The following is a 21,404-nucleotide window of genomic DNA, read 5'->3' on the forward strand; positions in this document are numbered from 1 at the left end:
CCGTGGCCGACATCACGACCGTGGACCCGACCGATTCTTGTGCGGTCGCGGCGGCGCTGAGCACCGCCTACCTCGCCCTGGTCGCCGGCCAGCAGGAGCTTCGCATCCGCTTCCGCGAGGGAGACGTCGAAGAAGACGTCTGGTTCTCGCAAGCGAACCTTCAGACGCTCCGCATGGAGATGCTGCGCCAGCAGCAGCTTTGTGCGGCGAAGACTTCCGGCCGCTCGCCGCGCTTCTGCGCGACCGCGGGCTGATCGCGAGGCATCATGCACTATCACCGCATCGCCGGCCGGTTCTACAACCGGCCGCTTCTCGTCGCGCCCGCGACCGCCGAGACGATCTCGGCCTTCCTCCTCTCGCGCATGTCCGCCGGCCCGGCCGCGGGCGGCAACGTCGGCGGGATCGAGCACGACGCGGGCGAGAGCCTGCAGATCTTCCGCGGGCACGAGCGCGCGGACGGCTCGGTCGAGGTCCACACCCCGCGCGCCAGCCGCTTCTACGGCGATTACCCCCTGGCCGAGGATGGTTCGAAGCGCCCGCTCCCCTTCCGCCGGACCGCCGAGGGCGTCGCCATCCTCACCCTCGTGGGCGAGTGGGTGAACCGGGGCGGCTGGGTCGGCGCGTCCTCGGGGCTCATCTCCTACGAGGGCTTCGCCTACCAGATGCGGATGGCCGCCGCGGACCCGCGGACGAAGGCGATCCTGCTCGACCTGGAGAGCCCCGGCGGCGAGGCGGTCGGCGCCTTCGAGGCGGCCGAGCTCGTCCGGCAAGTGGCGTCCCAGAAGTCCGTGACCGCGCTCGTCAACGGCATGGCCGCCTCGGCTGCCTACGCGATCGCCTCCGGCGCCAGCCGGATCGTCTCGATCCCGACCGGCCTCGCCGGCTCGATCGGCGTCGTCCTGATGCACCTCGACATCAGCGAGTACCTGCGGGCCGAGGGGATGAAGCCGACCCTGATCTTCGCGGGCGACCACAAGGTCGACGGGAACCCCTTCGAACCCTTACCCGACGCGGTCCGCGCCGACCTCCAGAAGGAGGTCGAAGGCTTCTACGCGAAGTTCGTCACGACGGTCGCGGCCGGGCGGCCGGGCCTCAGCGAGCAGGCGATCCGGGACACCGAGGCCCGCACCTTCATGGGCGAGGAGGCCATCAAGGCGGGCCTCGTCGATGCGATCGGCACCTTCGACGCGGTGCTGGCCGACCTTTCCGCCGCGCCCGCAGCCGGGCGCTCCTTCCCGTCGCGACCCACTGGAGCTTCCATGTCCGACAACACCCCCACGCCCGGCGCCTCTGCGGGCTTCACCCAGTCCGATCTCGACACCGCCCGCGCCGAGAGCTTCGCGGCCGGCAAGGCCGAGGGCCTGACCGAGGGCACCAAGGCCGGTGCCAGTGCCGAGCGGGAGCGCATCGGCGCGATCCTCGGCAGCGACGAGGCCAAGGGCCGCGAGGCGAGCGCCCGCCACCTGGCGCTCTCCACCGACCTGTCGCTGGACGCGGCCAAGGGCGTCCTCTCGGGGCTCCAGGCCGCGGCCCCGGCGGCCCCCGGCCTCGACGCCCGCATGGCGGGCCGGGCCGACCTCAACCTCGACGCCGAGGCCCCGGCCGGTGCGCCGGCCCAGGCTGACGCGGCGCTCGATTGGGCCGCGGTCGCGGCCGAGCAGAACGCTCGCCTCGGGCTCGCCCCGGGCGCGAACGTGCGCACCCCCGCGGCCCGCTGAACGCCGCCTCCCGCCCCCTCTCTTCGGAGTTCTGACCTATGGCCTACCTTCAGACCGAGGCTCCCGCCCCGTTCACGTTCATCGTGAGCGAGGCCGAGGGCCCGTATCAGACCCGCGACGCCGTGAAGGCGCCGGTCAACACCGCGCTAGCGTCCGGCACCGTGCTCGGCGCCTACGTGGTAGGCGCCCAGGCGACCGCCAGCGCCACGGCCGACGCCGCCAACACCGGCAACGGCACCCTGACGATGGACGCCACGACCCCGGTCCTGGCGGCGGCGGTCGACGGCGACTACCGCGTGGTGTTCCTGGCCGCGACGGCCTTCGAGGTCATCGACCCCAAGGGCAAGAACATCGGCAAGGGCGCGACCGGCACGGCCTTCGCCAAGGGCGTGAAGTTCTCAATCGCCGCGGGCGGCACGGCCTTCGTGGCGGGTGACGCCTTCACCGTCCGGGTCGGCGTCGAGTCGAACCACGCTGATCGCCGCTTCGTGCCGCTCAACCTCTCGGCCACGGACGGCTCGGACGCCGTCGCCGGCATCGCCTGCCATCGCGTCATCTCCGACGCGAGCGTCGAGAAGGTCTTCACCGCGCTGACCAACGGCCCCGCCGAAGTCCGCGGCGTCGACCTGATCTGGCCGGCCGGCATCACGGCGGCCCAGAAGGCCGAGGGCATCGAGCAGCTCCGCCGCCTCGGCATCAAGGTCCGCTGATCCCCGGCGCCGGCCTCCGGGTCGGCGCGCCTCCCCACCCTCCCGTAGTCCCCATGGGCGCGAGCGACAGCGGCGCCCTTTTTGTTTGAAGGGCCCTGCTCCCATGCTCACCATGGACGTGTTCCGCGGCGATGCCTTCTCCGCGACCTCGCTGACCGCCGCCGTCGACAAGTACGGCTACGTGCCCGGCTACCTGGGCTCGCTCCCCGGCCTGATCACCGACGTGCCGATCCGCACCACAGACGTGTGGGTGGAGGAGCGCGCGAACGCCCCGGCGCTGATCCAGACCAGCCCGCGCGGCTCGGCCCCGAACCAGAAGGGCGGCGACAGCCGCAAGGCCCGGTCGTTCCGCACCGTGCGTCTGGCCGACTCCAGCCGGATCTACTCGCACGAACTCCAGAATATCCGCGCCTACGGCTCGGAGACGGAGCTGAAGCAGCTCGGCGGCGAGATCGCGCGGCGCCAGCAGAAGATTTTGCAAGACTTCGACCTGACCAACGAAAATATGCGCCTGGGCGTGATCCAGGGCCTCGTCGTGGACGCGGACGGCTCGGTCATCAATGACTGGTACGCCGAGATGGGCCAGACCCAGGACAGCGCCTTCAGCTTCCAGTTTTCTGGCAGCCCGACCGATGGCGACTTCCTCGCGCAGTGCAACGCGGTCAACCGTCAGGTGCTCCGCCGCCTCCAGGGCGTCGGCGGCTCGGGCGTGCTCGTCCACGCGATCTGCGCCGACGACTTCTGGGATAGCTTTATCAAGCTCCCGGAGGTCCGCGAGACCTACAAGTACGCCATGCAGGCGATGCAGCTCCAGAACAATTTCGGCAAGGCGTGGGAGTCGTTCCGGTACGGCAACATCATGTGGCACAACTACCGTGGCACGGATGATGGCTCGACCGTGACTGTACCGGCTGGCACCTGCAAGTTCTTCCCGGTGAACGCGGGCATCTTCCAGCGGGCTCTCGCCCCGGCGGAGAAATTCGAGTTCGTCAATACGCTCGGCCAGAACGCCTATTCGTGGGTGATCCCGGATCGCGACCGCGATATGTACGCCGACGTCGAGGTCTACTCGTACCCGCTGTACGTCTGCACGATGCCGCAGGCGCTCCAGCGCGGCGTCGCGGCGTAAGGATCGCCGCCATGTCGCTCGCCGCACGGCGTCGCGCCCGCGTGGCGGCCGCCGTAGACCGGCAGTGGGGGGAGGCCGTGCGCCTCACCCCGCGGGCCGAGAACCAGTACACCGGCCCGGGGCCCGACCCGGACCGGGGGACGCCGGTCGAGGTCATCGGCCGCTACACTCGCCGCTCGCAGATCGATGACGACCGCGGCGCGGCCCACGGCATCGGCGCCCGCTTCCAAGGCGTGATCCGGGTCGCCGGAGCGGAGACCTGCGTCGTGATCGGGACGGAGCAGGCGGCCCTGATCCCCTGGACCGTCCGCAAGGGCGACCTCGTGGAGCTGCTGGAGCGCGGCGGCGCGGCCTACGCGGTCGCCGTCTCCCGCGCCAACGACGCGGGGGGCCTGTTCCTGATGCTGACCGCGGAGAGGGCCCCGTGAGCCTCGTCTGCCTCGCCCTGCGCCTCTGCCTCGTCAAGGCGCTGTCCGGGCGTACCCTGGCCGAGAACCGGGTCTTCGACTCGCTGATCGTCCCCTGGGATCAGGTCGCCCAGGAAACCGGCCCGCAGCCGGTCCTGATCGTCTCCACCGACCAGGACGACGCGGAGCCGGACAAGGAGTCCTCGCGCGACATGACGCGCGACCTCGACGTGGTGATCGAGATGACCCTCGCCGGTCAGGTCCAGGTCCGGGCCGGGGAGCTCGAGGTCGAGATCCCGCACACGGACGCGGGCCTGGAGGCGACTCTCGACGTGATGGCGTGGCAGGTCGAGCAGGCGCTCAAGGACCCGACCGACCCCTGGGCCGAGATGTTCCGGGTCTTCCGCGGCCCGCCCCGGCCCAAGCGGCTGACCAGCCGGTGCGGCGGGTCGGCCGAGCGCGGCGTGAAGTACGCCGTCCGGCAGAACATCGTCACCATCGACCCCATGCAGGAGCCGGAGCGCGGCGCGGACGCGATCCCGGAGCCCTGGGACGCCTTCGTGGCCCTGCTGCGCACGGACCCCGCGCTCGCGCGCTACGGGGACCTCCTGGAGTCCCTGCTGACCGGCTCGACCCTGCTGCCCTGGCAGCGGGCCCAGGCGCTCCTTCAGCAGACCCGCGGGGTGATGAACGGGGTCGGCCTGGGCGCCGTCCCGGGCGCCGAGGCCGAGCCGCCGGCGAGCCAGATCACGATCGAGACCGTGCGCGGCGACCTCGTCGAGACGCAGGAGGCCCCATGAGCCTGGAAGCCGCCATCCGCGACCTCCTCGCCGCGCACCTCGCGCTCCAGCGCCGGCACGAGGCGCTGGAGACCCGGGTCGCCAACCTCATCCGGGTCGGGCCCGTGACCGAGCGCGACCACGAGAAGGGCGTCCGCTTTAAGCGCGGCGACAGCGACGAGGACAAGAGCCCGTGGATGAAGCCGGCCGACAGCTCCGGCCGCACCCGCTACCTGCCCCAGGTCGGGGAGCAGGTGATCGGGCTCGCGCCCAACGGCGACCTGGAGCAGGGCACGGTCCTGCCCTTCGATCACTCCGACCAGAAGAAAAACCCCTCGCCGGACGCGGATACGACCACGTTCCACAAGCTGAACGGGATGACCGCGACCGAGAAGGGCGGCGAATACGTCGTCGAAGCGAAGAAGATCACTCTGAAAGTCGGGTCTACGACCTTCGTCATCGACGGATCTACGCATCAGTTCACGGGCGGGACCGTCAAGCACGAGGCGAAGAACATCGGCAAGGACCACAAGCACACCGGCGTGAAATCGGGGTCCGAGACCACCGACGTGCCGGCCTGAGGAGAGCCCATGGACAAGACCCTCTACCGCGTCACTGAGGTGGCGCCCGCGCACCTGCTCGGCCGGCGCGTCGAGCCCGGCGAGCTGATCTCAGCGTCCCCGGCGGCCGTCCCCTATGAGGTCGATCTCGGCCACCTCGTCGCGACCACCGTCGAGGCCGAGGCGCAGCCGATCGCCGGCCTCTCGGAGGCCGAGCGGGCGGCGCTGCCGCCGCTGGATCCGGTCGCCGCCGATGAGACCCCGGCGCCAGCGCGCTTGCGCGCGGAGCCGGCCGCGTTCTCGTTCCGCGCGGGCGCCGACCAGGGGCCGGCCCCCGCAGCCCCGAGCGCCGAGGGCTGACCGATGGCCTCCTGCGGGCTCGACCGCTGGACGGGCGAGCCCTCGCGGGACCTCGCCCACGTCGCCCAGGCGGTCCAGACGATCTTCTCGACCCGCCTGGGCGAGCGGGTCATGCACCGCTGGTTCGGCGGCGGTCTGACCGAGCTGCTGGGGCGGCGCATCACGCCGACCCTGCTGTCGGCCTACCGTATGCTGCTGGTCCTGGCGATCTCGACCTGGGAGCCGCGGCTGAAGGTCGTGCGGATCTCGGCCACCGGCAACACGGTCAACGCCGTCGAGCTGGGCCAGCTCAAGTTCTCGGTCATCTGCTACTACCGCCCGCGCGGTCATCTCGGAGACTATACAGTCGAGGGAGGACCGCGCGCCCTCGACATCTACGCGGTCAACGGCTCTCTGGCCGTAGAGCTGCCGCGCGTCGCCTGATCGTCTGCCCCCGGAGCCGCGCGTGACCCGCTTCACGGACATCGACCTCTCGCGCCTGCCCCCGTTGCCGGCGCTGCCGACCTTCGACGCGATCTATGCGGCCCGGATGGCCGACGTGGCCGCCCGCCTCAACAAGGCGGGCATCCCCTACGACGTCGGGGCGCTCGCGACCGACACGGTCGCGATCCTCCAGGAGACGGGCGCCTATCGCGAGACGCTGGTCTACACGGCCTACGACGACGCGACCCGCGCCGTCCTGCTCGCGACCTCCTGGGGGCCCTACCTCGACCACCTCGGCGCGACGCAGACCCCCGCGGTCGCCCGCCTGCCGCTGGTCTCCAACCCCCGGACCTACGTCTTCGAGACCGACGCGGCGGCGGACTGGGAGTCCGACGACGACTTCCGGGCCCGGATCCAGCTCGCGCCCGAAAGCCTCTCCGGCGCCGGCCCGGAGGGCGCCTACATCTCGTTCGCCCTCGGGGTCGCCGGGGTCAAGGCGGCGGCGGCCTACGGGCCCATGAGCTACGGCGGCACGCCCGAGGCGCCCTTCGCGCCCCTCGGGCACGTTCACGTCCCGATCGTCGCGAACACGGGCGACGGGACCGCCGCCGACGACCTGATCGCGACCGTCCAGGCCGCGCTGCGGGCGGAGGACCGCCGCCCGCTCGCGGACTTCGTGACCGTCTCCAGCGCGAACATCATCCCGTACCGGATCGAGGCGGTCCTCTACGTCGGCGGCGGCGCGGACCGCGGCGTGGTTCAGGCCGAGGCCGCGAAGCGGTTCGCGGCCCAGGCCAAGCGCCAGCACCGCCCTGGGGCGGCGCAGCTCCTCCAGATGCTCTACGGGGCCGCCTACGTGCCCGACGCCTCCGGGGCCATCCTGGTCGAGCAGGTGGACCTGATCTCGCCGCTGGCCGACGTGAACGGCGACCCGATCAGCCCGGACACGCCCGACCCTGCCTACTGCGCCCCCTACTGCACGGACGTCGCCGTGACGGTGGAGGTGGTCGGTGACTGATCCGGTCAAGCGGCCGAACCTCCTGCCGAGCAACGCGACCCCGCGGGAGCGGGCCCACGCCGATACGGACGGGCGCCTGGACGACCGCGCCGCCGAGGCCGCGCAGATCGTTGCCCTGAAGGACCCGGACAACACTCCAGAGGCGATCGAGCCCTACGTCGCCTGGGAGAAGTCGGTCGACGTCTGGGACCCGCCTTGGCCGGACCCGATCCGGCGCGCGGCGATCAAGGCCGCACCGGAGGTCCACGCCTACAAGGGCACGCCCCGGGCGATGAGGATCGCCCTCTCGGCCTTCGGGATCGACGCCGAGATCGTGGAGTGGTGGCAGACCAGCCCCCCGGGCCGCCCCTACACCTTCAAGCTGACCGCCCACGTCCACTCGCGGCTCTACGAGGGCGGGGAGCTGATCGACCCCCGGACCGTCAAGGTGGTCTTCGGGACGGTGATGCGGGTCAAGCCGGTGTCCCGCGCCTTCGACCTCGTTCTGGCCGCCGGCCTGGACTCGCGGCTCGGCGCCGCCGCCGTCGCGGTCGCGCGCTCCCGGGTCCGAGTCGCCGCCTACGCCGACAACCTGGAGCGCTGCACCGCCACGATCGGCGCCGTGGGCGTCCTCGTCGCCCGCTCCGTCCTCCGCCTCTCGCTGGTGAGCTCCGATGTCTGACCCTCTTGTCCTCACCCTCACGCGGCCCGGTCTGGCGGCGTGCGTGCGCGCGCAGGGCGACGGCCTCCAGGCCGTCGTGGACCGCGTCGCGGTCGGCCGCGGCGTGCCGTCCGGCATCTCCTACGTGGGGTATACGCCCAGTAAGGATGCGACGGCGCTCCAGACCGAGGTGATCCGGGTCCCGGTGATCTCCGGCGCCAAGCTCGGCGCCCCCGGCCAGGCGCGCTTCCGGGTCCTGGCCGAGGTCCCGAAAACGTCGAGCCCCTCCGAGTACGCGATCCGGGAGGTCGGGTTCTTCCTGAGCGACGGCACGCTGCTCGCGCTCTGGTCGGATCCGACGCCGGGGTTCGTGCTGGCCTCGAAGACCGCGCTCGCGGACGTCGCCTTTTCGATGGATCTCGTCCTCGACCAGATCCCCACCAACGCGCTGACGCTGGCCGTCCTGGAGCCCGAGATCCCCGAGTGGGCCGCGGCGATCGCCGAGCTGCTGGGCGCCGAGGCCGGGTCCTGGCGCGACAGCATGCGCTTCGTCCTGCGGCGCGACTTCAACCTCTGATCCGAAGGAACTCCGCACATGACGACGGTAGTTGACGCCCTGACCGATGCGACGACCGCGCTCAACGCCGCGCTCGCGCAGTGGCAGACGCTCTACAATCAGGTCGTGGCCCAGGGCGCGACCAACGTGACCAACATCACAAACATCATCAACAATTTTCAGAACCGCCCGCGGTCGCTTCAGATCTTCGTTGACCCGTCGAACGGGTCCGATACGACCGGGTCCGGCGCACTGCAAGCGCCCTACCGTAGCCTCGACAAGGCGATCGAGAACCTTTACCTGGACGGCAAGACCGAAATCATCTGCCTCGGCGATGTGCAGCTCAATTATTACCGCGCACTGTACTCGGACATCACGATCGTCGGCGCGACCCTGGACACGCCCGACAACTCGACCCCCTACGTCTCCGCGCAGCGCGGGCTGACCTTCCGCAACGAGGCGCTGAACTCGCCGCTGCCGTTCTACGGCCGGGTTCCGGGCGGGTTCATCGCCGGCACGGCCAATATCACCTTCGGCTACCTGGATATCATGCTGCCGAACCCGTCATCGGATGTCACGTTCCCGTACTGCATCCAGACCTCCGGGCAGATCAACGCGAACAATGTCACCATCGCGGCCCCGTCTGGAAGTCTTGCCAAGCTGTTCCGCACCGAAGCGGGCTTCCACTCCTCGTTCTACTTCAGCGGGTCGCTCGGCGCGAACGCCGCGGGCCGGGTCTTTTCCGGCGTGGCGGCCGGCGTCAACCCGAACAACTACAGCGTTTACACGTCGAGCCTCACCTCGGCGTGATCCCCCGCCCCCCCGACAGGATCCCGCGCTCATGCCGCAGACCTCCGCCGATGTCCTCGCCGCGCTCAGTCTCGATCACGGGGCCGAGAGCTTCCGCGACGCACCCGTCGCCTTTCTGCGCGCCCGCGGCGTGCCCGACGCCGTGATCGTTCCGGCCGTGCGCGCCAAGCTCGCCGCGCTGGTCGACGCCAAGGCGGAGGCCCTGCGGCTCGCCCTGGTCACGCCCGGCGCCGGGCAGGCCATGGAATATCAGGAGGTCCGCGCGCAGGCCGGCGCCGCCCTCGCCGCCTCCGGCGCCGTCAAGGCCTCGGATTATCCCATGCTGGCCGCCTCGATCGGGATCGACGTCGATCCCGCCACCGGGGCCCCGGCCACCGACGTCCTCGGGGTCGCCAGGGCCGCGCGGGCGGCCGCTGCGGCGTGGGTCGAGGCCGGCGCCGCCATCCGCGCGGCGCGGCTCGCGGCGAAGGCCGCGATCGCCGCGGCGGCGACACCCGAGGCGGCGGTGGCCGCCTTCGAGGCGGCGAGCTGGCCCGCCCTCTGAGCCTCCCCCTGCCCGGGTGATCCGGGCGCCCCTCCCACCCCGCACGCCGCCTCCATGGCGGCGTTTCTGTTTGGAGCACGCCCGTGACCGCACCCACCCTCGGCTACATCGCGACCCGGCCGGACGACGATCCGATCGTCGTCGCGGGGACCGACTTCTCGAAGGTCGGCATCCTCTCGACCTCGGCGGACGCCGACGCCGATGTCTTCCCGCTCAACACGCCCATCCGCTTCAGCAGCACGGACCCCGCGTACCTCTCGAAGATCGGGACCGGCTACCTCGCGGACGCCCTTCAGCTGCTCAACGCGCAGCTGAAGGGGCTCGCCGCCGACGTGATCGTGGTCCGCGTGGCCGAGGGCGCCAGCTCCGACCCGACGACCAAGCTCTCCCAGACGCTCGCGAACTGCGTCGGCAGCGCTGGCAGCAACACCGGCCTCTACGCCTTCCTGACCGCCGCCGAGGTGGTCAAGGCGGTCCCGCGGCTGATCATCGTCCCGGGCTACACCGCCCAGCAGCCGGACGGCACGGGCGTCGCCAACCCGGTCATGGCGGCGATCGGGCCGGTGCTCGACACCCTCCGGGCGTTCATGCCCTACGACGTCGCCCCGGGCTCCGCGGACGCGGCGATCGCCGGGCGCGAAACCATGTCGTCCATGCGGATGATGCCGGTGGGCGTGGCGGTCCGCGCGTACAAGACCGTGAGCAACGTCACGACCCTGACCACGATGCCGGCGAGCCCGATCGTGGCGGGCCTGTTCGTGCGCCAGGACAACAACCTGGGCGGCAAGCCCTTCGACACGATCTGCAACCAGCCGGTCTACGGCATCGCCGACGTCAGCCGCCCGATCGCGTTCAGCCTCATCGACGGCTCGACCGAGGGCCAGACGATGCTGGCCTCCGACGTCTCGATCATCGTCTCGGGCCAGTCCGCGAACGTCGATGCCATCGCGGACGGCGGCTTCGTCTTCCTCGGCTGGGAGACGTGCGACATCAGCGAGAACTGGCGGCAGGCCCATCAGGTCCGCGGCCAGGACTATATCGATGTCGAGGAGCAGAAGATCACTCGCAAGTACCTCGGCAAGCGCATCACCCCGCGCGTGGTCGAGAGCTGGCTGAAGTCCCTCGACTTCGCCATGCTCGACCACGTCAAGGCGGATCCGCCGGACATCCTCGGGTACAAGATCGTGTTCTCGAAGGATCTTAACTCGGCCAATCAGGTCGAGCTGGGGATGCTTCACATCCAGAGCTATATCCAGCAGGCGCCGATCTTCCTCGTCGCGCAGAACGACGTGCGGAAGTACCGCCCGGCGCTGGACGCCCTGGTGGCGACCGTCATCGCCAATACCGGGAACCTGACCGCCACGGTCTGACCCCAGCAACCCGCGCCGCGGCCCGGCGCGGGTCCCCGCTCCCCTCTCGACAGAAGGATAGCCCGCCGTGGCCCAGGACATTCTCATCATGGAGGAGGTCGACGTTCGTCGTGCGGACGACAGCGACGACACCCGCGTCTTCACGATCAACAAGATGGCGCTGCCCGGCCTGAAGCGGAAGACTAGCGAGCACACCCCAGGCGGTGGTACCGGCACAGTCAACTTCGCGCTACCGATGATCGACGCGCTGGAGCCGAAGTTCTCGGTGAAGGGCGTCGACCTGGACGTGCTGAGGAAATTCGGCTTCTCGGCCGGCACGAACGACAAGTGGACGTTCGCCTCGACGCTCCGCAACAAGAAAACCAATCGTCTTCTGCCGGTCCGCGCCACGATCCAGGGCGTCGTCTGCGAGTGGTCGCCGGGTGAGCACACCCCGGGCGAGCTGATCGACTGCGATCACTCGCTGATGGAAGTGACCTACTATGAGCTGGTCGTGAACAACGAGCAGATCTTCAAGTGGTCGTTCTACACCCGCGAGTGGATCCACGGCGGGACGGACGTGTTCGCCGAGTACCGCGCGGCTCTCGGCGTCTGATCGGGCGGGCGGCGCCTCCGGGGCGCCGCCCGCCTCAACGGAACAGGTGGACCAGATGGAAAGCTTCGAGACGCTCGTCCGCGACTACGCGCCGGCCGGCAAGGCCGCGCCCGCGCCCCAGGCAGCCCCGCAGGCAGCCGTTTCGGCCCCGGAGGCGGGGAAGGGCCGGCGCCGGGGCAAACGCCCGCTGGCGGTCAAACCTCGGGCCGCGGAGCCCGCCCCCGCCCCGCCCCCGGCGGAGCCGGATGAGGAGCCGGTGTTCGTGGGCGGCAAGCCCCGCTCGGCCGAGTTCCCGCTGGAGTGCCCGATCGCCTACCAGGGCCGGGTCTACGACACCGTGGTCCTGCGCCGCCCGACCGCGGCGGAGGTCGCGGCGTTCTTCGACGCCCTGGCCGAGAGCGGCTTCCGGGGCCTCCCGGTCTTCTACACCCCGGACGGAACACCGATCCCCCACAAGGTGATCGAGCGCCTGGACCCGGACGACGACGACAGGATCGGCGCGCGGATCATGGATTTTTTGCCGCGCCGGATGCTGCCGCCCGCCGTGACCGACGGCAGCGAGTCGACCCCCGCCTCTGGCGAGACTACCGGGCCGACATCCTCCGCGTGATCGGCGGGACGCGCGCCGAATTGGACGCGCTGCCCTGGGACGACTTCGTCCGCGAGTGGCGCTGCGCCAAGCGCATGGCGCGCCTGTGACCCGAGAGAGCCCCGCCCATGGCCAGCAAGACCGCCTCGCTCATCATCCGCTTGACCGATCAGGTCACGGGTCCGGCCGGGCAGGCGTCGAAGGCGCTCCAGGGGCTCTCCAAGGCCGGCGACGGCCTCAACAAGCTGAAGAACGCCGCCTCGGGCCTGGACGAGCTGGGGACCAAGCTCCGGCGCGCCCGGGGCGAGGTCGAGCGCGCGTCGCGGGAGCTGGCCGCGGCCGAGAGGAAGGTCGCCTTCTTCGCGCGCTCCAAGGCGTCGGGCAGCTCGAACTACGCGGCCTTCAAGGCCAGCGGCGAGGTCGACGCGGCCCAGGCGCGGCTGCGCGCCGCGAAGGCGCAGTTCGCGGCCTCCCAGCGCACCCACGAAGGGCTCAAGACCACCTTCGACGGCCAGAAGGCCGTGGTCCGCGGGCTCGCCGCCACCCTGGCCTCCGCGGCCGGGGGGCTGAAGCAGGTCACGTCGGCCGAGGGCGCGATCGCCGGCGCGACCAACGGCGCCAACGCGGCGCTGCGGACGCAGGGCAACCTGTTCTCGACCATCTCCCAGCGCGCGGCCAGCGCCGCCAAGGCGTACAGGGACGTCGCGGCCGGGATGGCCGCGGCCGGGCGGCAGTCGGCGGCCCAGCAGGCCGCCAGCCGCCGCATGATCGACGGCATGAGCTCCCCCGCGCGCGCCGCTCGGGCGCAGACGGCGGCCCAGAGGCAGGCCGAGCTGGCCGCGACCTATCAGGCGGGCCGGCGCTACTCGACCGGCTCGATGGCGGGCGGCGCGGCCCGGAAGGGCGGCGCGGAGGGCGGCACCTCCATCGCCGGGGGCGCGGTCGAGGCCCTGGAGGGGCTGGGCGCCGCCGAGCTGGCGAAGCGGACCTACGAGAAGGCCCGGGATGTCTACCTGGACTTCGACGAGGCGACGCGCCGGCAGCGCGCGGTCATGGGAATCAGCGAGGACACGCAGAGGCCGCTGACCACGCAGGCGCTCCAGATCGGCAAGGACACCCGGTTCACGAACTCGGACGTCGTGAAGGCGCAGACCCTCGTCGCGTCCTCGCTGCCGGATCACCTCAAGACCGTGGCGGTCATCTCGGCCATCACCGAGAACACCAAGGACTACGCGCTCGCCATGGGAACCACCATGGACGAGGGCGCCGAGGCGATCATCTCGCGGATCAAGGGCCGGCAGTACGACCTGTCCTCCCCGGATGCTGCGGCGACGAGCGCCAAGCACGCGGCGAACCGGCTGGTCCAGTTCGGCAAGTCCTCGGGCGCGAGCCACCACGACATCATGGGCTACACCAAGTTCGGCGCCGCGCCCGGGCAGGTGATGGGCTTCTCCGAGGAGTTCTCGGACTCGCTGGCCGCCCAGCTCAAGCGCCTGGGCTACGACGGCGCGATGGCCGGCACTTTCGTCCGGGCGGCGGCGACCAAGCTGACCGTGCCGACGAACAAGGGCCGCAACGCCCTGGCGGCGGCCGGCTTCGACCACGACGACTACGTCTCCCCCGGCAAGAAGATGTCGGCGGACAACCTCGACAATCTGGTCCGCCTCCAGTTCGGCAAGGGCCTGAACGCCTCTCAGCTGAAGCGCATCGGCGAGCTGCTGAACGACGAGGACGTGGTCGGGGACCGGGCGGAGTTCGTGCCGCAAGTCTCCGAGATCCTTCAGGAGACGCTGGCGAAGAAGGGGAAGAAGGGCAAGGTCAACGCCCAGGACGCCCAGAAGATCGCCAAGGCGGTCAACGACTACATGAACATGACCTCTGGCGCGGTCGACAGCGAGCGCCTGCTCATGGACATCCTGAAGCAGGGGCTGACGCCCGCGCTCGCCAAGTACCTGTTCGGCCAGGAGCACGGCGGCCGGGCGCTCGGCCTGCGCCCCGAGATGCTGGAGAAGGACCGCAAGGCGTTCGAGCACACGCCGGAGGACCGCGCCTCGCAGTTCGGCAAGGACGTCAACGCGGGCGCCTACGGCGAGTACAACCAGATGAAGGGGTCCTTCGAGACCGCCTACATGCGCGCCGCCCAGGCGAACGACGAGCGACTGCGCGGGATGTGGAAGGCCATCGGCGATCTGGCCGACAAGTTCTCGGACCTCTCCGACAGCTCGATCCGCACGGCGACCGACCTCGCGACCGCGACGACGGCGTTCCTGACCCTGAAGGGGACGCTCTCCGCGCTCGGCATGTTCGGGGTCAGGGCGGCCGAGGGGCTGGGCGCGATCCTGAGCAAGATCACCCCCTTCATCGCGGCGGCCTACGCGGGCGCCAAGACCGGGCAGGCGATCGGCGAGGGGATCAACGAGGTCGGCGCCATCGCGGGGGGCAAGTACTGGACCCCCAAGGACGAGGAGGAGCTGGCCGACCTCCGGCGGCAGCGCGACGAGAAGCGCGGCCAGATCGAGGCGCGGCAGGCGAAGTTCCACCCCTCACGGCGCGGGGAGTTCGACCCCGAGAGCGACCGGCTCCAGAAGGACATCAGCGTCCTGGAGAACCGCATCCGGTCGGGCGAGGAGACGAAGCGCGCCGGGCTGCCGATCGGCGAGGCCGCCCGGGAGGCCCTGGACGCCCGCGCAGCGGCCAAGGCCGCCCCCGCGGCTCCACCGGTCAAGCCCCCGGAGGTCAAGCGCGGCTGGGAAATGCTGCGGCGCGACGCGGCCGAGGCCGGCAGCGATGCCGGCCAGAGCGCGGGCGAGCGGATCGGCGAGGGGATCAACGAGGTCGGCGCCATCGCGGCCGGCAAGCACTGGACCCCGAAGGACAGCGAGGAGGTGGCCGAGCTGCGCCAGCAGCGCGACGCCAAGCGGGCCGAGATGACCGGCATCGAGGGGTGGATCCGCCCCTCGATGCGCGGCCAGCCGAACGCGGGCCTCGACCGCCTCCAGCGCGAGGTCCAGACGCTCGACGACCGGATCAGGGCCGGCGAGGAGCGCCAGCGCGCGGGCCTGAAGCTCGGCGAGGCGGCCCGGGAGGCTTTGGATGCCAAGGCGGCGGCCGGGAGCGCGGAGTCGGGCGCCAAGGCGGCGGCCGGGAGCGCGGAGTCGGGCGCCAAGGCGGGCCAGGAGGCTGGGCAGGCCATCGCGGACGGCATCCGGGCCAAGGCCACTGAGGCCGGCAGCGCGGGCCAGGAGGCCGGCAGCAGCGCCGGGCAGGGCGTCGCCAAGGGGGTCGAGAAGGAGGCCCCCAAGATCGAGGAGAAGGCCAAGAGCCTCTGGGAGAAGATCAAGGAGATTTTCTCCGAGCCCATCAAAATTTCCTTCGACCTCGACACCGGGGCGGCGACCGGCCGGGCCCGCTCGACCTACGTCTCTTTGTCGGGCGGCGGCGGCGGCTCCTTCTCCGGGCGGGCGCTCGCGGTCGGGGGCGGCGCCGGGATCGGGCACGTCGCCTCGAAGGCCGACCGGGCCGCCTACATCCGCGAGGCGGCGCGCCGGAACGGGATCGACCCGGAGGTCGCGCTGCGCGTCGCGCAGAGCGAGGGCTTCAACGAGTACACGGGCGACCAGGGCCGGTCGTTCGGGGACTTCCAGCTCTTTACGGGCGGGGGCCTCGGCAACAAGGCCCTGCGCGAGGGCATCAACGTCCGCGACCCGAACACCTGGAAGGAGCAGATCGACTTCGCGATGCGCGAGGCGGCCAAGGGGGGCTGGACCCCGTGGCACGGGGCCAAGCGGGTCGGGATCGGCCCCTGGCAGGGGATCGGGCGCCCCCGCACCTCCGCCCCGGCGGCATCGGGCGACCTGACGCCCGCCCAGATCGAGGCGGCGCGCCAGCGCATCCAATCCCGGTACACGCCCAGGCCTGCCTCGCCGGAGGCGCAGCCCGGACTGACCGGCTCGGGCGTGCCGGCGATCGCCCCCAAGGGCGACACGTCCGGCCTCGACAGCCTGGGGACCAAGGCGGACGCGGCGAAGGACAAGCTCTCGGGCCTGTCCGGCGTCACCGTCTCCCCTCAGGTGTCGACCGGCGGGCTCGACGGCCTGATCGCCAAGGCCAACCAGGCCCTAGCGGCGCTCCAGCGCATCCCCGGCGCGGTGGCCTCGGCCAACGCCTCGCTCGGGAGCGTCAACGCGGCGGCCGGCGGCAAGGGCGGCGGCGAGAGTGGATCGGGCTCAGTCAACGTGCGCGGCGCGCTCTCTGACAACTTCGCTTAACGGAGGTGCGCCGTGCAGTATATGGTGGGCAGCCTGATCTTCGACACGTTCCCGTTCAGCGTGACTGGCGCCGAGCGGGAAGATGCCTACGATTACGCCAAGCATGACCTAATGTCCCGGCGGAAAGGCTACGAGCGCGCGGGGGCCGGGGACGACACCCTGACCCTCTCGGGCGAGTTCCTGCCCTTCCATATCGGGGGCCTCTCGCAGCTCGAAACCGCCCGCGCCCTGAAGGACAGCGGCTCCGAACAGTTCGTGATGCGCGGCGACGGCTACGTCGTCGGCTGGTTCGTGATCACCTCCGTCAAGGAGAGCCACGCGGACGCCGTCGCGCCGAACGGCATCGCCTACAAGGTCAAGCACGACCTCAAGCTGGAGCGGGTCGATGACCCGGGCCAGTCGACCGGCGCCGACCTGATCGACGCCGTGCTCTCGCTGTTCGGGTGAGCCCATGTCCCAGACCGTCATCGTCAAGGACCGCCGGGCGGTCCTGGACCTCCTGCTGTGGCGCGAGCACGGCCGGGCCGGGGACACCTCGGCCATGCTCGCCGCCGCCCTGAAGCTGAACCCGGGCCTCGCCGCCCGGGGCCCGGAGATCCCGCTGCTGACGCCCGTCGTCCTGCCGGACCTCCCCGCGGCCTCCGCCGCCACGACCCGCAAGGTCGTGAACCTCTTCGACGACTGACCGGAGCGCACCGATGGTGCTGGCAACCGCGTGGCGGGTGACCGTCAACGGAAACGACGCCTCGGACGCGATGAACCCCTACATCACGGCGATCGAGGTCGTGGACAAGGCGGGGGGCTCGTCCGACAGCGCGACCCTCGAATTCGATGACACGGACGGGCAGGTGCGCCTCCCGTCCAAGGGCAACCCGGTCGAGATCGCGCTTCAGGGCGTGATCGTGTTCAAGGGCGTGGTGGACGAGGCCGAGTCGAGCGGCGCGCGCGGCGGCGGCATGACCCTGTCCGTCTCCTGCAAGTCGGTCGACAAGCGCGGCAAGACCAAGCAGAAGCAGCACAAGCACAAGGACGACGCAACCTTAAAGGAGTTTTTGGAGCAGGCGGCGAAGGACGCCGGCCTCTCCGGGATCAAGGCCGACAAGACTTTGGGGGCGATCAAGCGCCCCTACTGGTCAACCGAGGGGCGCTCCTTCCTCCAGCTCGGGCAGGAGCTGGCCGAGGAGTTCGGCGCGACCTTCAAGATCCAAGGCAACCAGGCGGTCTTCGCCGCCCGCGGGGGCGGCGCGACGCCCGGCGGCGGCACGATGCCGAGCGTCGAGGCGACCCGGCCCGGGAACCTCATCTCCTGGAAGATCACCCCGAAGGAGACGAGGCCCCGCTACGCGAAGGCCCGCGTCCGCTGGTACGACCGCAAGGAAGGCAAGTGGAAGCAGGAGGACGTGGAGATCGGGGCCTCGCCCGGCGCTCCCGAGGTCTTCGATTTGCCGACGGCGCCCCGGGCGACCAAGGATCACGCGACCGACGCGGGCAAGGGCCGCAAGGCCGAGAGCGAGCGCGAGGGCGGGTCGGGCGAGGTCACGATCCTGCTGGAGGTCGCCGCCAAGGCCGAGGGCACCTGCGTCGTGAGCGGCTGCCGCTCCGGGGTCGACGGCACCTACCGGATCGAGAGCGTGACCCACAAGGTCAGCCGGTCCGGCGCCGAGACGACCCTCTCCCTGAAGCAACCGCAGGGCTCGGCCGGGAGCGACGAGCGCTCGTCGGACGGGGAGTCCGACAGCTCGTCCTCGGGGAACACCGGCTCCGGCTCGCCGTAGGGCGCGCCGGGCGCCTCTCTGCCTCTTACCTGACGGGTTTCCGATGGCGACGATGCTCTACACTGTTCTGGCGGCCTCGGGCGGCTGGGTCGCGGGCCAGGAGGTAGTGATCGGCTCGGAGATCGCGCTGACCGACGAGGAGGCGCGGTACGAGGTCGACTTCGGGGCGGTGGCGCCCACCGGGCGCGAGCCGCCCCAGCCGCCGCCCGTCCCGGTCATGCAGGACGGCGACCTGATCCGCACCATCCGGGGCGCGAACAACCGGGACGTGGTGGCCACCTCCTTCGAGAACTGGCTGGTGCGGCCCGGAGGCGCGCTCGCCGCGGCGCTGGCCGTCTTCGAGGCGGGCCTGGCCCAGGCCCTCGCCAACCAGATGCCGCCGATCATCAAGGTCCTCGCCAAGACCGCGCCCCCGGCCCCCGCGGACCTCGCGGACGGGCAGTGGGCGCTGATCGCGGACAGCTCGACCACCCCGGCGACCTTCACGCTCGCCGCCCGGAGCGGCGGCGTCCTGACCACCTTCGTCCTGAACCCCCCGGCCATCTGAGGGCTCCATGCTCCGTCGTCTTCTCCTGGCGCTCGTCGCGCTCGCGGCGGGCCTGCCCGCGCACGCGGCCGATCTGCGGCGCTACACGGCCCCGGGCGCGATCCCGGCCCTGACCGGGGCCTATCCGCTCGGGACGGCCGAGGTCGCGATCAACGTCGCGGACCGGAAGCTTTATTATCGCAACGCGGACGGCTCCCTCGCGGACGGGACCCTGCTGCGCCCGATCGCGCCCGCCAAGACCTGCATCGAGACGGGCGACTGCTCGGGCCTCTCCGCCAAGCCGGCCGGCGCCACCGCGATCAACACCATCGAGACGCTGCTGGGCCGGGCGACCTACATCTCCGACTTCATCCTCCCGGGCGAGACGACGATCGACAATGCGCTCGCCCGCGCGGTCGCCAAGTTCAGCAACAACGGCGGGCGGATCATCTTCCCGTCCCAGACGAACTGCTACGCGCTATCCGCGCCGTTCTCGATCCTCAAGAGCAATATCACGCTAGATGGCGAGGGAATGAACCCTTCGTGCATCAATTCGACCTTCGACGGCGATGTCATTAAGGTGGGGGATGGCACTCCATCGATCGTTCCCGCGCATACGCGGATCAGGAATATCAACTTCACGTCGTCCATTGCTCGGACGAGCGGCGCGAACATTGCTCTCCGTAACAGCTTCAACACGCAGATCGAGAACGTGGCCTGCGCGGTCAACGTCTACGTCTGTGTGGACATCTACGGCGGCCCGAACGCCTTCCTGACCCGCATCACGGACCTCGTGGCGGGCGGCGGCTACGTCGGCATTCGGATCGGATACAACGACCTCGGCACCTACGCCGCCGACGTAATGGTCACCCGGCCGACCATCGGGTCGATGTCCCGGGCCGGCGTCGAGATCCGCCACAGCGGCGGAGTCCAGATCACGGGCGGCGATGTTCTGTCCAACGGGCGGGGCATCCTCATTACCCCCCAGAACGGGCAGAACATACAGGCCGTTCATGTCGTCAATACGTACATCGACACCAATTCCTACGAAGGTATCCTGATCGACCCACAGGGAACCGGGGTCGCCGCCACCTTCATGTTCAACGGCGTCTGGGTGGCGACCAACGGTCAGCAGACCGGATATCCCGGCATCAGGGTCAAGGGGACCGCGCAACAGACGAGCGGGATCAGCTTCTTCGGCGGGCGCTCGATCAATAACGGCGGTGAAGGGTTCCGCCTCGAAGGCGGCATCTACGTCGACGTGGCTAGTATGCAGATCGGCTTCAACTCAAGGAAGACGGAGAACACTTACTCCGGTTTCTACGTCGCCCCGGCGTCTCCAATTGGAGCCTGAAGGGCGGCCGCGTCGGGCCGGTCTACGGCATGAGCGCGAACGTCGAGACGCAGAAATACGGGGTCGAAATCGCTCCGGGAGCGAGCGATTTCTTCTCGGTCGAAGCCGACCTCTCGGGCAACGTGACCGGGCCGATCTCTAATCAGGCCACGGGCTCGCACCAGATCGTCAACGCCATGGGGGCGCACTGGACGTACATGGGCGGCAACGCGGGCTTCGGCACCCGGAGCCCGGCGAACAACCTGACGGTCGCCTGCTCGCCCCGTCCCTTCTCCGACGCGCAGGCCGGCGGGGCCTGCGCGCAGTTCGGGGTCGGGTCCGGGGCGAGCACCGACGACGCGATCTTCGCGGGCGTCCTCTCCGGCTCGTATGCCTGGATCCAGGCCGCCAAGCCCGGGACCGGGACGCGCCCCCTGATGGTCAACCCCAACGGCGGCGCGGTCGCCCTCGGGCGCTCGGGCATGTCCCCGGCCTCGACGGACGGCTGGCCGGCGATCCCGGTCACCGCCGGGGCACCCGTTGGCACGCCTACCGGCATCCCGGCCGGGTTCGCGCCCATCCAGGCCGACAGCTCCGGCAACAAGCTCTGGATCTACCTCAACGGAACGTGGCTCTACGTCGGCACCGCCGCGCCCTGACCCCGCCATGACCGCCACCGCACCCCGCGCGCCGCCCCTCGGGCGGCGCGCCCATCCGCACGCGACGAGGCCAGCATGACGACCCGCATCCTTGAGCTGCCGCTTCTGACCACGAAGATCACGACGGCGCTCAACGAGGACTGGCGGGACGCGCTTCAGTTCCCCGACGCCGACAACACCCCGATCCCGCTCGCCGGGATGGCCTTCCGCGGGACCTTGCGCGAGACGGTCGACGGGGCCGCCTACTTCTACCTTGCCAGCTCGGGCGTCCCGACCCCGACCGGCGTGCCGCGGGTCGACCTCCTGGTCGTCGGGGACGGGACCGTGCTCGGGATCGTCTGCCCCGTCACGCGGATGCGCTCGGGCCGGGCCGGGACCTACATCTTCGACATTCGCGCCTTCGCCGACGGGGTGACCCGCCGCTGCGTCAACGGCACTGCCACGATCGAGCGGGGCGTCGACAGGTGATCACCGAGATCATTGTCACGCGCCCGGCTCCCGGCCGGGCGGCGGGGCAGCCGTTCGCGCCCGGCTTCGTCGGCCCGGTCGGGCCACAGGGGGAGCAGGGCCCGATCGGCCCGCCCGGCGCTCCTGGCGAGCGGGGCGAGAAGGGCGACACGGGCGAGCGCGGGCCG

At 70.8% G+C, this 21,404-nt stretch carries 25 protein-coding genes; all 25 read left to right on the top strand.

All coding sequences use genetic code 11. The annotated features are described in order from the left end of the window. Positions 1-2: 2 nt before the first annotated feature. The 25 genes from MET2598_RS0116045 to MET2598_RS0116170 all read left to right on the top strand — a co-directional run bounded on the left by MET2598_RS0116045 (position 3) and on the right by MET2598_RS0116170 (position 21,237). A complete protein-coding gene (locus MET2598_RS0116045; RefSeq protein WP_012333893.1) occupies positions 3-254 on the top strand; it encodes a hypothetical protein in 252 nt (83 codons plus the stop codon). Between the two features lie 12 nt (positions 255-266). Beyond that, positions 267-1,718: a S49 family peptidase gene (locus tag MET2598_RS36635; protein ID WP_018261527.1), complete on the top strand. Its 1,452-nt coding sequence runs from the start codon at positions 267-269 to the stop codon at positions 1,716-1,718. 38 nt (positions 1,719-1,756) lie between these two features. Next, positions 1,757-2,428: a head decoration protein gene (locus tag MET2598_RS0116055; protein ID WP_018261528.1), complete on the top strand. Its 672-nt coding sequence runs from the start codon at positions 1,757-1,759 to the stop codon at positions 2,426-2,428. 103 nt (positions 2,429-2,531) lie between these two features. Then, the gene (locus MET2598_RS0116060; protein WP_018261529.1) at positions 2,532-3,557 is read left to right on the top strand and encodes a major capsid protein; all 1,026 of its coding nucleotides are present in this window, start codon (positions 2,532-2,534) and stop codon (positions 3,555-3,557) included. Positions 3,558-3,568: 11 nt separating this feature from the next. After that, positions 3,569-3,985: a hypothetical protein gene (locus MET2598_RS0116065; RefSeq protein ID WP_018261530.1), complete on the top strand. Its 417-nt coding sequence runs from the start codon at positions 3,569-3,571 to the stop codon at positions 3,983-3,985. Then, positions 3,982-4,764, top strand: coding sequence for a hypothetical protein (locus MET2598_RS0116070; protein WP_018261531.1), 783 nt, complete (start codon positions 3,982-3,984; stop codon positions 4,762-4,764). The genes MET2598_RS0116065 and MET2598_RS0116070 overlap by 4 nt, the downstream gene beginning before the upstream one ends. Further along, complete coding sequence (locus MET2598_RS0116075) at positions 4,761-5,324, top strand: phage baseplate assembly protein V (RefSeq protein WP_018261532.1); 564 nt, start codon at positions 4,761-4,763, stop codon at positions 5,322-5,324. The genes MET2598_RS0116070 and MET2598_RS0116075 overlap by 4 nt, the downstream gene beginning before the upstream one ends. Before the next feature lie 9 nt (positions 5,325-5,333). Then, positions 5,334-5,663 carry a hypothetical protein gene (locus MET2598_RS0116080; RefSeq protein ID WP_018261533.1) on the top strand — a complete coding sequence of 110 codons (330 nt, stop codon included), beginning with the start codon at positions 5,334-5,336 and terminating at the stop codon, positions 5,661-5,663. A gap of 3 nt (positions 5,664-5,666) precedes the next feature. Further along, positions 5,667-6,086, top strand: coding sequence for a GPW/gp25 family protein (locus MET2598_RS0116085; protein WP_012333885.1), 420 nt, complete (start codon positions 5,667-5,669; stop codon positions 6,084-6,086). Between the two features lie 22 nt (positions 6,087-6,108). Then, entirely contained in the window at positions 6,109-7,104 is a 996-nt protein-coding gene (locus MET2598_RS0116090) for a baseplate assembly protein (protein WP_018261534.1), read from the top strand. Continuing rightward, positions 7,097-7,765 (top strand): phage tail protein I, encoded by a 669-nt coding sequence (locus tag MET2598_RS0116095; RefSeq protein ID WP_018261535.1) that lies wholly within the window; start codon positions 7,097-7,099, stop codon positions 7,763-7,765. Before MET2598_RS0116090 ends, MET2598_RS0116095 begins: the two co-directional genes overlap by 8 nt. Continuing rightward, on the top strand, positions 7,758-8,321 hold the full coding sequence (locus MET2598_RS0116100; RefSeq protein ID WP_012333882.1) for a phage tail-collar fiber domain-containing protein: 564 nt from the start codon (positions 7,758-7,760) through the stop codon (positions 8,319-8,321). The genes MET2598_RS0116095 and MET2598_RS0116100 overlap by 8 nt, the downstream gene beginning before the upstream one ends. A gap of 18 nt (positions 8,322-8,339) precedes the next feature. Further along, positions 8,340-9,110 carry a hypothetical protein gene (locus MET2598_RS0116105; protein WP_018261537.1) on the top strand — a complete coding sequence of 257 codons (771 nt, stop codon included), beginning with the start codon at positions 8,340-8,342 and terminating at the stop codon, positions 9,108-9,110. A 31-nt stretch (positions 9,111-9,141) separates the two neighbouring features. Further along, positions 9,142-9,654, top strand: a complete 513-nt coding sequence (locus MET2598_RS0116110; protein WP_018261538.1) for a hypothetical protein — start codon at positions 9,142-9,144, stop codon at positions 9,652-9,654. A gap of 83 nt (positions 9,655-9,737) precedes the next feature. Beyond that, entirely contained in the window at positions 9,738-11,024 is a 1,287-nt protein-coding gene (locus tag MET2598_RS0116115; protein WP_018261539.1) for a hypothetical protein, read from the top strand. Positions 11,025-11,091: 67 nt separating this feature from the next. Continuing rightward, positions 11,092-11,619, top strand: a complete 528-nt coding sequence (locus MET2598_RS0116120; protein WP_018261540.1) for a phage major tail tube protein — start codon at positions 11,092-11,094, stop codon at positions 11,617-11,619. 55 nt (positions 11,620-11,674) lie between these two features. Next, complete coding sequence (locus MET2598_RS0116125) at positions 11,675-12,229, top strand: phage tail assembly protein (RefSeq protein ID WP_018261541.1); 555 nt, start codon at positions 11,675-11,677, stop codon at positions 12,227-12,229. 107 nt (positions 12,230-12,336) lie between these two features. After that, positions 12,337-16,476 (top strand): phage tail tape measure protein, encoded by a 4,140-nt coding sequence (locus MET2598_RS0116135; RefSeq protein WP_020493659.1) that lies wholly within the window; start codon positions 12,337-12,339, stop codon positions 16,474-16,476. A 21-nt stretch (positions 16,477-16,497) separates the two neighbouring features. Continuing rightward, positions 16,498-16,923 (top strand): phage tail protein, encoded by a 426-nt coding sequence (locus tag MET2598_RS0116140; RefSeq protein WP_018261543.1) that lies wholly within the window; start codon positions 16,498-16,500, stop codon positions 16,921-16,923. A gap of 4 nt (positions 16,924-16,927) precedes the next feature. Then, entirely contained in the window at positions 16,928-17,161 is a 234-nt protein-coding gene (locus MET2598_RS0116145; protein WP_012333874.1) for a tail protein X, read from the top strand. Between the two features lie 13 nt (positions 17,162-17,174). Further along, positions 17,175-18,251 carry a phage late control D family protein gene (locus MET2598_RS0116150; protein ID WP_012333873.1) on the top strand — a complete coding sequence of 359 codons (1,077 nt, stop codon included), beginning with the start codon at positions 17,175-17,177 and terminating at the stop codon, positions 18,249-18,251. A 52-nt stretch (positions 18,252-18,303) separates the two neighbouring features. Continuing rightward, positions 18,304-18,798 (top strand): hypothetical protein, encoded by a 495-nt coding sequence (locus MET2598_RS0116155; RefSeq protein ID WP_236728729.1) that lies wholly within the window; start codon positions 18,304-18,306, stop codon positions 18,796-18,798. 7 nt (positions 18,799-18,805) lie between these two features. After that, the gene (locus tag MET2598_RS0116160; protein ID WP_018261544.1) at positions 18,806-20,131 is read left to right on the top strand and encodes a hypothetical protein; all 1,326 of its coding nucleotides are present in this window, start codon (positions 18,806-18,808) and stop codon (positions 20,129-20,131) included. Between the two features lie 29 nt (positions 20,132-20,160). After that, positions 20,161-20,769 carry a hypothetical protein gene (locus MET2598_RS42825; RefSeq protein WP_018261545.1) on the top strand — a complete coding sequence of 203 codons (609 nt, stop codon included), beginning with the start codon at positions 20,161-20,163 and terminating at the stop codon, positions 20,767-20,769. Between the two features lie 75 nt (positions 20,770-20,844). Continuing rightward, entirely contained in the window at positions 20,845-21,237 is a 393-nt protein-coding gene (locus MET2598_RS0116170; protein WP_018261546.1) for a hypothetical protein, read from the top strand. The last annotated feature ends 167 nt before the right edge of the window (positions 21,238-21,404 follow it).

The sequence above is a fragment of the Methylobacterium sp. WSM2598 genome (assembly GCF_000379105.1).
GTDB lineage: Bacteria > Pseudomonadota > Alphaproteobacteria > Rhizobiales > Beijerinckiaceae > Methylobacterium.

What these genes read in the sequence shown, in the direction of transcription:
- MET2598_RS36635 (WP_018261527.1), top strand. Translation starts at nt 267, where the DNA reads ATGCACTATCACCGCATCGCCGGCCGGTTCTACAACCGGCCGCTTCTC.
- MET2598_RS0116055 (WP_018261528.1), top strand. Translation starts at nt 1,757, where the DNA reads ATGGCCTACCTTCAGACCGAGGCTCCCGCCCCGTTCACGTTCATCGTG.
- MET2598_RS0116060 (WP_018261529.1), top strand. Translation starts at nt 2,532, where the DNA reads ATGCTCACCATGGACGTGTTCCGCGGCGATGCCTTCTCCGCGACCTCG.
- MET2598_RS0116065 (WP_018261530.1), top strand. Translation starts at nt 3,569, where the DNA reads ATGTCGCTCGCCGCACGGCGTCGCGCCCGCGTGGCGGCCGCCGTAGAC.
- MET2598_RS0116075 (WP_018261532.1), top strand. Translation starts at nt 4,761, where the DNA reads ATGAGCCTGGAAGCCGCCATCCGCGACCTCCTCGCCGCGCACCTCGCG.
- MET2598_RS0116080 (WP_018261533.1), top strand. Translation starts at nt 5,334, where the DNA reads ATGGACAAGACCCTCTACCGCGTCACTGAGGTGGCGCCCGCGCACCTG.
- MET2598_RS0116085 (WP_012333885.1), top strand. Translation starts at nt 5,667, where the DNA reads ATGGCCTCCTGCGGGCTCGACCGCTGGACGGGCGAGCCCTCGCGGGAC.
- MET2598_RS0116100 (WP_012333882.1), top strand. Translation starts at nt 7,758, where the DNA reads ATGTCTGACCCTCTTGTCCTCACCCTCACGCGGCCCGGTCTGGCGGCG.
- MET2598_RS0116105 (WP_018261537.1), top strand. Translation starts at nt 8,340, where the DNA reads ATGACGACGGTAGTTGACGCCCTGACCGATGCGACGACCGCGCTCAAC.
- MET2598_RS0116110 (WP_018261538.1), top strand. Translation starts at nt 9,142, where the DNA reads ATGCCGCAGACCTCCGCCGATGTCCTCGCCGCGCTCAGTCTCGATCAC.
- MET2598_RS0116125 (WP_018261541.1), top strand. Translation starts at nt 11,675, where the DNA reads ATGGAAAGCTTCGAGACGCTCGTCCGCGACTACGCGCCGGCCGGCAAG.
- MET2598_RS0116135 (WP_020493659.1), top strand. Translation starts at nt 12,337, where the DNA reads ATGGCCAGCAAGACCGCCTCGCTCATCATCCGCTTGACCGATCAGGTC.
- MET2598_RS0116140 (WP_018261543.1), top strand. Translation starts at nt 16,498, where the DNA reads ATGGTGGGCAGCCTGATCTTCGACACGTTCCCGTTCAGCGTGACTGGC.
- MET2598_RS0116145 (WP_012333874.1), top strand. Translation starts at nt 16,928, where the DNA reads ATGTCCCAGACCGTCATCGTCAAGGACCGCCGGGCGGTCCTGGACCTC.
- MET2598_RS0116150 (WP_012333873.1), top strand. Translation starts at nt 17,175, where the DNA reads ATGGTGCTGGCAACCGCGTGGCGGGTGACCGTCAACGGAAACGACGCC.
- MET2598_RS0116155 (WP_236728729.1), top strand. Translation starts at nt 18,304, where the DNA reads ATGCTCTACACTGTTCTGGCGGCCTCGGGCGGCTGGGTCGCGGGCCAG.
- MET2598_RS0116160 (WP_018261544.1), top strand. Translation starts at nt 18,806, where the DNA reads ATGCTCCGTCGTCTTCTCCTGGCGCTCGTCGCGCTCGCGGCGGGCCTG.
- MET2598_RS42825 (WP_018261545.1), top strand. Translation starts at nt 20,161, where the DNA reads ATGAGCGCGAACGTCGAGACGCAGAAATACGGGGTCGAAATCGCTCCG.
- MET2598_RS0116170 (WP_018261546.1), top strand. Translation starts at nt 20,845, where the DNA reads ATGACGACCCGCATCCTTGAGCTGCCGCTTCTGACCACGAAGATCACG.